This window comes from Acidovorax sp. KPB24-07 (assembly GCF_057543315.1).
On record NZ_BAAJYS010000130.1, the window covers coordinates 1 to 10,173 of the forward strand.

Consider the following 10,173-nt stretch of genomic DNA (forward strand, 5'->3'; position numbering starts at 1 on the left):
GGCTGCCCTGCAGGCGCAGGCAGCGGCCGACCCATTCCTCGTCCAGTGACGTGCCCACCTGCCGCGCCTGGCCGGGCTGGGAGACGGCCACCACGCGGCCCTCGCGGTCGAACAGCACCAGGCAGGCGTACACGGTGTAGAGCCGGTTGATGCCCTGCAGCACCGCGGTGGCCTGTTCGCAGCCCGGCGTGCCGGCCTCCAGGGTGCGGGCGAATTGCGGCGTCAACGCCCACCAGCGGCAGTCGTTGGCCCGCTCGTACAGGTTGCGGTCCAGGATCTGCATCGCCAGCGACGCGCGGCCCCGGGCATCGCTCAGCAGCGAACGCATGACCACGCCGTACAGGTCCTGCAGGGCACTGGCGAAGGCCAGCGCCGTCTTGCGGGCGGTGGCGCCAATCTCGGACAGCAAGGTCTTGGCGAATTGCAGCTCGCGAGGCGCCGCCGCGTCGCCACCGAGCTGGTGCAGGTCCAGCAGGCCGTTCCACACCGAGCGCTCCAGCGCCGACTGGATGGTGGCCGAGCGCGCCGGAATATCGCGCAGTTCCTGCGACAGCACATCGGCATGGCCTGCCAGTTCGACGGGAAAAGCGCCGGCATCGCTCTGGGCCGCCTCGTCGAAAGCCACGTCCAGGGGAAGCAGCGCCACGCCGCGCCAGCCCGGCCCGGCATAGCCCTGGAAGCCCTCGGCATCGCGCACGACCATCAGGTAGCGCCGGCTCGCATGGTGGATCGGTTGCACACCGGCGGCCGCGGCCTGCGGCACCGGCCAGCCGGCCGGCAGCTGCAGCGGGTCGCTGGACACCAGCACGCGGCCCTGGCCATCCGTGAGCGCGAGCACGGCGTCGCAGCCCTGGCCCTGCGGGCGACCGCCGTCCTGCACCGAGGCGAAGATGGCCGGCATTTCGTCGGCCAGCTTGAACTGCAGACACAGCACACCCGCCGCATGCCCCTCGAAATCCACGCGCCGGGCGTACATGAGCGTCTTGCCAGCCTCGCCGCTGAAACCGTGCACCGCGTAGTGCTCGGCATAGGGCGCATGGCTTTGCAGCACCGACAGCAGAAACGCCTGGTCAGCCTGCCGCTGCGCCTCGGAGGCGATCGGCTCCACCGCATGCAACTGGGCGCACGGCCGGCCAGCGGTGTCGAACAGGAAGATGTTGCCGTAGACCGTGTACTTGTCGGCGTACTCGCGCAGCCGGGCGGCGATGGCGGGGCGGGTGCCGGGGTCGGGATGTCCCAGGAATTCGGCCACGCCCACGTCGGTGGCGAAAAAGCCGATGTCGGCCGTGCGCTCGAAGAGGTTGCGCACCAGCACATCGATGCAGACCTGGGCGCGCGAGGCGAGATCGCTGATCCGGTTCTTGAGCGCCTCGCCGGCCAGGCCGCGCATCAGGTCGGCCGACAGCGCGGCGAAGTCCCTGCGGGCCTGCGCCAGATCATGGCCGGAGGAGGCCTTGGACGACAGCAGCGACAGGGATGACAGCAAGGACAGGTGGTCCCATGCGTTTTCGACCAGTCTCAATTCCTGTCGCTGGTGCTGCGCCGCCGGCATGTACCGTAACCATTGCTCGGGGGTGGCCAGAAAGGGAGACGCGTGAGACACAGGAAGTCCTTTTGCCTGGGCGATGGCCCAGATTGTGATGCATGCATGGCGCAAACCGCATGCCATCGGCATGGGGTTTGCCCTCTGCCATCCAGGCAGGGCCTGCACGACGGGGCCGAAGACAGCAGCACAATGCGTGCCACACCCCCGCACCCTGTTCCGCCTTCCCTGCCCCATCACCCACTCGGGCGATCCGGTGCCCCCCGAGTCGCTGCGCCCGGCGCGTCAGCGTCCCGAGGATTGGCGTGCCGTGGCCACGGGCGGCGGCATTTCCTTGGCCTGCAGCGCGCGCACCTGCGTGACGAGCTGGTTGTGCGCATCCAGGAAGGCCGCGGCGATCACCTTGCCCTCGTTGGTATTGCTCCAGCCCGCGCCGGCCGCCCCGCCCAGCTTGCCGAACACCAGCCCGCCCACGCCCAGGTCGGTGGACCGCGCCGCGCCCGTGGAGGCCGCCACCTGCTCGGTGGTCTCGTTGTCGGACAGCAGCAGGGCCGTCTGCGCTTCCTTGAACTTGACCTGCTCCACCAGGCCGGCCAGGCCCGCGATGTCGCGCAGCACCGGAATCATGGCGATGACGCCGGACAGCCCGCGGCCCGCGTCCTGCTCGCTGAACGTGAGGCTGGGCGTGAGCGTGTACTGCGCCTCGTAGCCCCGGCCCTTTTGCACCGTGGAGTTCTTGCGCAGAACGCCCGCGTCCTTCAGGTCCTGCTCCTGCACCGTGCCCCGCAGGCCGGCGGAACGGTCCACCACGCGAAAGCAGCCGCTTTGCTGCGCCAGCAGCTTGATCAGCGGCACGGGCGAGGCCGGCAACTGGTAGCCCGACCCCATGATGTAGCCGTTCGGGTTCTCGGCCAGCGCCAGCGTGGCCACGGGCGCGTCGCAGCGCACCAGTTCGCGCGCGGCGTTGCGCGCCCCTTCCGGGCCGGCCGAGCCGGTGACGACGGAGCCGCCCTGCCCCAGCTCGGTCTTCTTCTCGCCACAGCCGGCCAGCGCAGCCACCAGGGCCAGCAGGGTCACGGAGAGCCGGGTCACTTTGCGGGTTTGCATCAACGCGTCCTTCAATGAAAAAAGCGGCAGGAACATGACGCTCCTGCCGCTTGGGGGTCCATCGCTTCAGCGGTCCCGGGGGATCGGCCGTGCGCCTGGACGGATCAGGCCGCCTTGACGGCGTCGGGGTTGCGCAGGCGGATGTGCAGCTCGCGCAGCTGCTTTTCGTCCACCGGGCTCGGCGCCTGCGTCAGCAGGCACTGCGCACGCTGCGTCTTGGGGAAGGCGATCACGTCGCGGATCGACTCGGCGCCCGTCATCAGCGTGACGATGCGGTCCAGGCCAAAGGCCAGGCCGCCGTGCGGTGGCGCGCCGTACTGCAGGGCGTCCAGCAGGAAGCCGAACTTCTGCTGCGCTTCCTCGGGCGTGATCTTGAGGGCGTCGAACACCTTCTGCTGCACGTCGGCGCGGTGGATACGGACGGAGCCGCCGCCCATCTCCCAGCCATTGAGCACCATGTCGTAGCCCTTGGAGATGCACTTTTCGGGTGCGGTGACCATCCAGTCCTCGTGGCCGTCCTTGGGCGCGGTGAAGGGATGGTGCACGGCGGTGTAGCGCTGGGAGTCCTCGTCGAACTCGAACATCGGGAAGTCCACCACCCACAGAGGCGCCCAGCGGTCCTCGAACAGGCCGTTCTTCTTGCCGAACTCGCTGTGGCCGATCTTGATGCGCAGCGCGCCGATGGCGTCGTTGACGACCTTTTCCTTGTCGGCGCCGAAGAACAGCAGGTCGCCGTCCTGTGCGCCGCTGCGCTTGAGGATCTCGGCGATGGCCGCGTCATGGATGTTCTTGACGATGGGCGACTGCAGACCGTCGCGCCCCTTGGCCAGCTCGTTGACCTTGATGTAGGCCAGGCCCTTGGCGCCGTAGATCTTCACGAACTCGGTGTAGCCGTCGATCTCGCCGCGCGAGAGGCCGCCGGTCTCGCGCGCGCCGCCGGGCACGCGCAGGGCCACCACACGGCCGCCCTTCATGTTGGCAGCGCCCGAGAACACCTTGAAGTCCACGTCCTTCATCACCTCGGTCAGCTCGGTGAATTCGAGCTTCACGCGCAGGTCGGGCTTGTCGGAGCCGTAACGGTAGGCCGCGTCCTGGTACGTCATGACCGGGAACTCGCCCAGGTCCACGCCCAGCGTGTTCTGGAACACCGTCTTGATCATGCCCTGGAACATGTCGCGGATGTCCTGCTCTTCCATGAACGACGTTTCGATATCGATCTGGGTGAACTCGGGCTGGCGATCAGCGCGCAGGTCTTCGTCGCGGAAGCACTTGGTGATCTGGTAGTAGCGGTCGAAGCCAGCCACCATCAAGAGCTGCTTGAACAGCTGGGGCGACTGCGGCAGCGCGAAGAACTGGCCGTCGTGCACGCGGCTGGGCACCAGGTAATCGCGCGCGCCTTCGGGCGTGCTCTTGGTGAGCATGGGGGTTTCGATGTCCACGAAACCGTTGGCGTCGAGGAACTTGCGCACCTCCATCGACACGCGGTAGCGCAGCATCAGGTTGTTCTGCATGTACGGGCGGCGCAGGTCCAGCACGCGGTGCGTGAGGCGCGTGGTTTCCGACAGGTTTTCCTCGTCGATCTGGAAGGGGGGCGTGACCGAGGGGTTGAGCACGTTCAGCTCATGGCACAGCACCTCGATCTTGCCGCTCTTGAGGCTGTCGTTGGTCGTGCCCTCGGGGCGCGCGCGCACCAGGCCCTTGACCTGCACGCAGAACTCGTTGCGCACGCCTTCGGCCGTCTTGAACATCTCGGCGCGGTCGGGGTCGCACACCACCTGCACGTAGCCTTCGCGGTCGCGCAGGTCGATGAAGATCACGCCGCCATGGTCGCGGCGGCGGTTCACCCAGCCCGCGAGGGTGACGGTTTGGCCCAGGAGGGCTTCGGTGACGAGACCGCAGTAGTGGGAACGCATGGCCATTGGAGAGTCTTCCTGCGCCCTCGTGGAGCGCGACAAGGTTTCCGCACGCCCGCGGCAAGCGGGCATGCGACGAGGTGTTATCGGGAATCGGGCGGCGTGAGATCCGGGGGTGCGACCACCCCCATGGAGACGATGTACTTGAGTGCCGCATCGACGCTCATTTCGAGTTCGATGCAATCGCTCTTGCGCAGGATCACGAAGTAACCGCCCGTCGGGTTGGGGGTGGTGGGAACATAGACGCTCACGTATTCATCGCGCAGGTAGGCCGCCACTTCACCGCTCGGCGTGCCGGTGATGAACGCCACCGTCCACACGCCCTCGCGCGGCCACTGCACCAGCACGGCGGTGCGAAAGGCGTTGCCGCCCTCGGAAAAGAGCGTGTCCGACACCTGCTTGACGCTGGAGTAGATCGAGCGCACCACCGGGATGCGGCTCACCAGGGCATCGCCCCACTCCACCAGCTTGCGCCCCGCGAAGTTGCTGGTGAGCGCGCCGACCGCGAGCAGGATGCCCAGGGTGAGCAGCACCCCGAAGCCGGGAATGTGAAAGCCCAGCAGCTTGTCGGGCTGCCAGGAGCCGGGCAGGATCTGCAGGGTCTGGTCGAGCGTGCTCACGATCCAGTTCAGCACCCAGGCCGTGATGACGCCGGGAACGATGACCAGAAGGCCGGTGAACAGCCATTTGCGCAAAGCGGACATCCGGGGCCGTTCAGTTCTTCTTGGTGTCGGAACTGCTGGCGGCCGGCGCGGGCGCCGGGCTGGCGGATTCCTTCTTGGGGGCGCTGTCGCTGGCGGGCGATGCGGCGGCGGGGGCCGTGGCGTCGGGCTTGGAGCCGCCCGCACCGCTGTTGCCGCCCCGGAAATCGGTCACGTACCAGCCCGAGCCCTTGAGCTGGAAGCCGGCCGCCGTCACCTGCTTGGTGAAGGCCTCGGCCCCGCAGGCCGGACACACCGTGAGGGGGGCGTCCGAGATTTTTTGCAGCACATCCTTGGCGTGGCCACAGGAACCGCATTTATAAGCATAGATAGGCATCTTGAGCGTGTGCGATGGAAAGTGCAAAACCTTCAATTATAGGCACCGCGTCCCAACCCCCTTCACGCCTGCTCCGCCCCTGCCACCGGGTGGTGCGAAGCGCGCACGTTGCGCAGCCCCTGCGGCGCCAGCGAACCGATCAGCATGCCCGCCGTGGCGGCCAGCACGCCCGCCAGCTGGGCCGGGAACACGGCGCCGGCCGGCGTGGCCAGGAACAGCAGCCACGACGACAGGCCCGCGATGATGGCCAGGATGGCGCCCTGGGTCGTCGCGCGCTTCCAATAGAGGCCGAAGACCAGCGGCACGAAGGCGCCCACCAGCGGCACCTGGTAGGCACCCGACACCAGTTCATAGATCGACGTGCCCTGCATGTGGATCGAATAGGCCAGCACCAGGGCGCTGAACACCAGCGTGCTGATGCGCATGGTGCGCAGGCGGTCGCTGTCGGTGCCGTTCGGACGGAACTGGCGCCAGATGTTCTCGGTGAACGTGACGCTGGGCGCCAGCAGCGTGGCCGAGGCCGTGGACTTGAGGGCGGACAGCAGCGCACCAAAGAAGAACACCTGCATGATGAACGGCATCTTCTGCAGCACCAGCGTGGGGAGCACCTTCTGCGGGTCGTCCTTGAGCAGTTCGGCCGTTTCGGTCGGCATGATGATGAGCGCGCTGGCCACCAGGAACATGGGCACGAAGGCGAACAGGATGTAGCAGATGCCGCCGATCACCGGGCCGCGCGTGGCCGCCCGGATGTTGTTGGCCGACATGACGCGCTGGAACACGTCCTGCTGCGGAATGGAGCCGAACATCATCGTGATGCCCGCCGCGATGAAGAACAGAATGTCGTGCAGCTTGGGCTCGGGCAGGAAGCGGAACAGGTCGCGGCTGCTGGCCAGCTCGATCACCTTGTCCGCCCCGCCGGCCATGTTGCCGGCGAAGACCGCGATGATCGTGAGCCCGCCCACCAGGATGATCATCTGGATGAAGTCCGTCACCGCCACCGACCACATGCCGCCGAACAGCGTGTAGGCCAGGATGGAGATCACCCCGATGGTCATGCCCATCGGAATGCTGATGGCACCGCCGGACAGCAGGTTGAACACCAGGCCCAGCGCCGTCACCTGCGCCGACACCCAGCCCAGGTAGCTCAGCATGATGATGAGCGAGCACACGATCTCGACCGCGCGGCCGTAGCGCTCGCGGTAGTAGTCGCTGATGGTCAGCAGCGTCATGCGGTACAGGCGCGCCGCGAAGAACAGCCCCACGAGGATCAGGCAGAAGCCCGCGCCGAACGGGTCTTCCACCACGTTGCCCAGCCCGCCCTCGATGAACTTGGCCGGAATGCCCAGCACCGTCTCGGAACCGAACCACGTGGCGAACGTGGTCGTCACGATCATGTACAGCGGCAGGTGCCGCCCGGCGATGGCGAAGTCCGCCGAGTTCTTCACCCGCCGCGCCGCGAGCAGGCCGATGGCGATGGTGATCAGCAGATAGACAATGACCAGGGTCAACAGCACGGCATGCTCCTCGTATGTCGCGTAGGGAGGGGTAAGGGGAAAGGGAGGGGTCGGAAAAAGGCTAGAAGAGCCGCACGCGGATCAGCAGCTGCATCGCCAGCAGCCCCAATACAAATCCCATGCCACCGTAGATCAGGCTCTGCAGCAGGCGGTTGGTGCGCTTTTGCGCGGCCAGCAGTTCCAGCAGCTCGCGCCGGTGGTCGTGCGGCCGCTCGCGCAGGTAGCCGTGCAGCAGGCGCGGCAGCTCAGGCAGCATCTTGGCAAAGCGCGGCGCCTCGGCGCGCAGCTCGCGCCACAGGCGCTGCGGCCCCATCTGGTCGAGCATCCACTTTTCGAGGAACGGCTTGGCGGTGCTCCACAGGTCCAGGTCGGGGTCGAGCTGGCGTCCCAGGCCCTCGATGTTGAGCAGCGTCTTTTGCAGCAGCACCAGCTGCGGCTGGATCTCCACATGGAAGCGCCGCGAGGTCTGGAACAGCCGCATCAGCACCATGCCGAGCGAGATCTCCTTGAGCGGGCGGTCGAAGTACGGCTCGCACACGGTGCGGATGGCCGCCTCCAGCTCGTTCACGCGCGTGTGGGCCGGCACCCAGCCGCTTTCGATGTGCAGCTCCGCCACGCGCTTGTAGTCGCGGCGAAAGAACGCCGTGAAGTTCTGCGCGAGGTATTCCTTGTCGAACTCGGTCAGCGTGCCGACGATGCCGAAGTCCAGCGAGATGTAGCGCCCGAAGGTCTCCGGCTCCAGGCTCACCTGGATGTTGCCCGGGTGCATATCGGCGTGGAAGAAGCCGTCGCGGAACACCTGGGTGAAGAAGATCGTGACCCCGTCGCGCGCCAGCTTGGGGATGTCCACCCCCGCGGCCCGAAGGCGTTCGATCTGGTTGATGGGCACGCCCTTCATGCGCTCCATCACCAGCACCTCGGCATGGCAGAAGTCCCAGAGGATCTCGGGGATCAGCACCAGTTCGAGCCCCTGCATGTTGCGGCGCAGCTGCGCGGCATTGGCGGCCTCGCGCACCAAGTCCAGCTCGTCGTGCAGGTAGTTGTCGAATTCGGCCACCACCTGGCGGGGCTTGAGCCGCTTGCCGTCGGCCGACAGGCTCTCCACCCACCCGGCCATCAGGCGCATCAGGCCCAGGTCGTTCTCGATCACGGGCAGCATGCCCGGGCGCAGCACCTTGACGGCCACCTCGCGCTCGACACCCTTGCGGTCGCGCACGACCGCGAAGTGCACCTGGGCGATGGACGCGCTGGCGATCGGCACCCGGTCGAACGACACGAACACCTCAGCCAGCGGGCGGCGGAAGGCGCGCTCGATGGTGGCCACCGCCACGTCGGGATCGAAGGGCGGCACACGGTCCTGCAGGTGCGCCAGCTCGTCGGCGATGTCGGGCGGCATCAGGTCGCGCCGGGTGGAGAGCACCTGGCCGAACTTCACGAAGATCGGGCCCAGCCGCTCCAGCGCCTCGCGCAGGCGCTGTCCGCGCGGGGCGTCCAGGTTGCGGCCGATCGACACGATGCGCGCCACCAGGCGCAGCCAGGGCTTCTGGAAGCTCGTCAGGACCAGCTCGTCCAGCCCATAGCGCAGCACCACCCAGACGATGGTGACGCCGCGAAGGAAACGACTCATGGTGCGAATCGGTCGGTACCGCCGGCCTCGCCGGCGGAGGACGCCCGGCGTGCGCCGACGAACTGGCGCAGCGCCTGCGCGGCGCGGCGGGCCGCCGAGCCGATGGCATGGGCCGGCGCATCGCCGATCACGCGGGCCAGGTCTTCCTCGACGTCCCAGCGCACGTGGTCCACCAGCCAGTTGATGTCGGCGGCCAGCTGCACGTCGCCTTCGATGCGGATGCCGGGCTTGTCACCGCGCAGCGCGGTCTGGGCCAGCGACAGGGGAGAGGTCTCGATCACCTCCAGGCGCAGGTCCGGCACCTGGCCCTCGGGGGCCAGGTCGAGCAGCCCGGCCGGGGTGATCTGCAGGGCCATGGAATAGACCCGCCACTGCACCCGCGCCACGCGCCCCTTCTGGCGCACGAGGCGGTCCATGGCCTCGGGCTCCTGCATGAGCACGTGGTTGAGGAACAGCACCAGGCGGTGCTGCACCTCGTGCACCAGCCACTGCGGTGGCTGCGGGCCTGCGGCGATGCGCTCGAAAAGCCCATCCAGGAATGAAAAAGGGGACTGTGTTGCCATAGTCCCCGATTATTCCCCGAACTGGGCGCGGCACCGAGGGCTTTACCCCCGCGCCCGCCGCGCCATTGCGGCCGGTTACTGCAGGGCCTGCACCCCGGCCACCAGCCAGCCGCTGCCGCCGCTCTTGGGCTTGGTCATGTTCCACACCTCGCGGAACGGGCTCGGGCCGGCCGAGAGTTCCTCGCGGATCATGCCGGAGAACTCCACGCTGGCCATGTAGCCATCGCCCAGGTCCTCGATGCCCAGCAGCTGTGCCTCCAGCATGACCACGTCGGTGTGGTTGGGCTGGCTGGCGCCGCGCAGCGACTCGCGCTCGCTCAGCTGGGTGCGGATCTCCTCCACCATGCTGTCCGTCATCATCGAACGGAGCGCGGCGATGTCGGAACGGTCCCAGGCGCCTTGCAGCGTGATGAAGTTGCGCTTGGCCGCGGTCAGGAAGCCTTCGGTGTCGAAGCCCTCGGGCACGCCCCAGTTCTGCGAGCCTGCCAGCGCCGAGCCGATCACCACGCCGGAGCCACCGCCGCTCTGGCGCGAGGCGTCGAAGGCCATGCTGCTGCGCTCGAAGGGCCGCGCGGAGGCATCGTTGCCCACGTTCTGCGGGCTGTACTGGCGGGGCATCTGCGCCTCGGCCGGCGAAGCAGCACCGCCGCCGGCGCCCTGGAAGGCGAAGGGCGAGTGGCCTGCGCCACCGCCTTCGGCGGGCTTGCGCGACCGCATGAACATGCGGAACACGGCGAAGGCCCCCAGCGCCAGCAGCGCGATCAGCAGGAACTGGCCGAAGCCCGCGCCCAGGCCGAGCGAGTGGGCCAGCCAGGCCAGGCCCAGGCCCGCGGCCAGGCCGCCGAGCATCGCGCCCCAGGGCTTCTTG

The 10,173-nt window shown here is 67.9% G+C and carries 8 protein-coding genes and 1 pseudogene; all 9 read right to left on the reverse strand.

Annotated elements, in window-relative coordinates; genetic code table 11:
* A pseudogene (locus AC27IQ_RS14025) lies at positions 1-1,522 on the reverse strand (chemotaxis protein CheW); the annotation flags it as partial.
* Positions 1,523-1,828: 306 nt separating this feature from the next.
* Positions 1,829-2,650 (reverse strand): CsgG/HfaB family protein, encoded by an 822-nt coding sequence (locus AC27IQ_RS14030; protein ID WP_284405496.1) that lies wholly within the window; start codon positions 2,648-2,650, stop codon positions 1,829-1,831.
* Between the two features lie 104 nt (positions 2,651-2,754).
* Positions 2,755-4,569 carry an aspartate--tRNA ligase gene (gene aspS / locus AC27IQ_RS14035; RefSeq protein ID WP_487089830.1) on the reverse strand — a complete coding sequence of 605 codons (1,815 nt, stop codon included), beginning with the start codon at positions 4,567-4,569 and terminating at the stop codon, positions 2,755-2,757.
* 77 nt (positions 4,570-4,646) lie between these two features.
* Positions 4,647-5,267, reverse strand: coding sequence for a DUF502 domain-containing protein (locus AC27IQ_RS14040; protein ID WP_272565470.1), 621 nt, complete (start codon positions 5,265-5,267; stop codon positions 4,647-4,649).
* A gap of 10 nt (positions 5,268-5,277) precedes the next feature.
* Positions 5,278-5,601, reverse strand: a complete 324-nt coding sequence (locus tag AC27IQ_RS14045) for an FmdB family zinc ribbon protein (RefSeq protein WP_284408231.1) — start codon at positions 5,599-5,601, stop codon at positions 5,278-5,280.
* 62 nt (positions 5,602-5,663) lie between these two features.
* On the reverse strand, positions 5,664-7,115 hold the full coding sequence (locus AC27IQ_RS14050; protein ID WP_284405493.1) for a high affinity choline transporter 1: 1,452 nt from the start codon (positions 7,113-7,115) through the stop codon (positions 5,664-5,666).
* Positions 7,116-7,176: 61 nt separating this feature from the next.
* On the reverse strand, positions 7,177-8,742 hold the full coding sequence (ubiB, locus tag AC27IQ_RS14055; protein WP_284405492.1) for a ubiquinone biosynthesis regulatory protein kinase UbiB: 1,566 nt from the start codon (positions 8,740-8,742) through the stop codon (positions 7,177-7,179).
* The gene (locus tag AC27IQ_RS14060; protein ID WP_272565475.1) at positions 8,739-9,305 is read right to left on the reverse strand and encodes a hypothetical protein; all 567 of its coding nucleotides are present in this window, start codon (positions 9,303-9,305) and stop codon (positions 8,739-8,741) included. The genes ubiB and AC27IQ_RS14060 overlap by 4 nt, the downstream gene beginning before the upstream one ends.
* A gap of 75 nt (positions 9,306-9,380) precedes the next feature.
* A partial coding sequence (locus tag AC27IQ_RS14065; RefSeq protein WP_487089831.1) for a Tim44 domain-containing protein occupies positions 9,381-10,173 on the reverse strand: 793 nt, incomplete at its 5' end.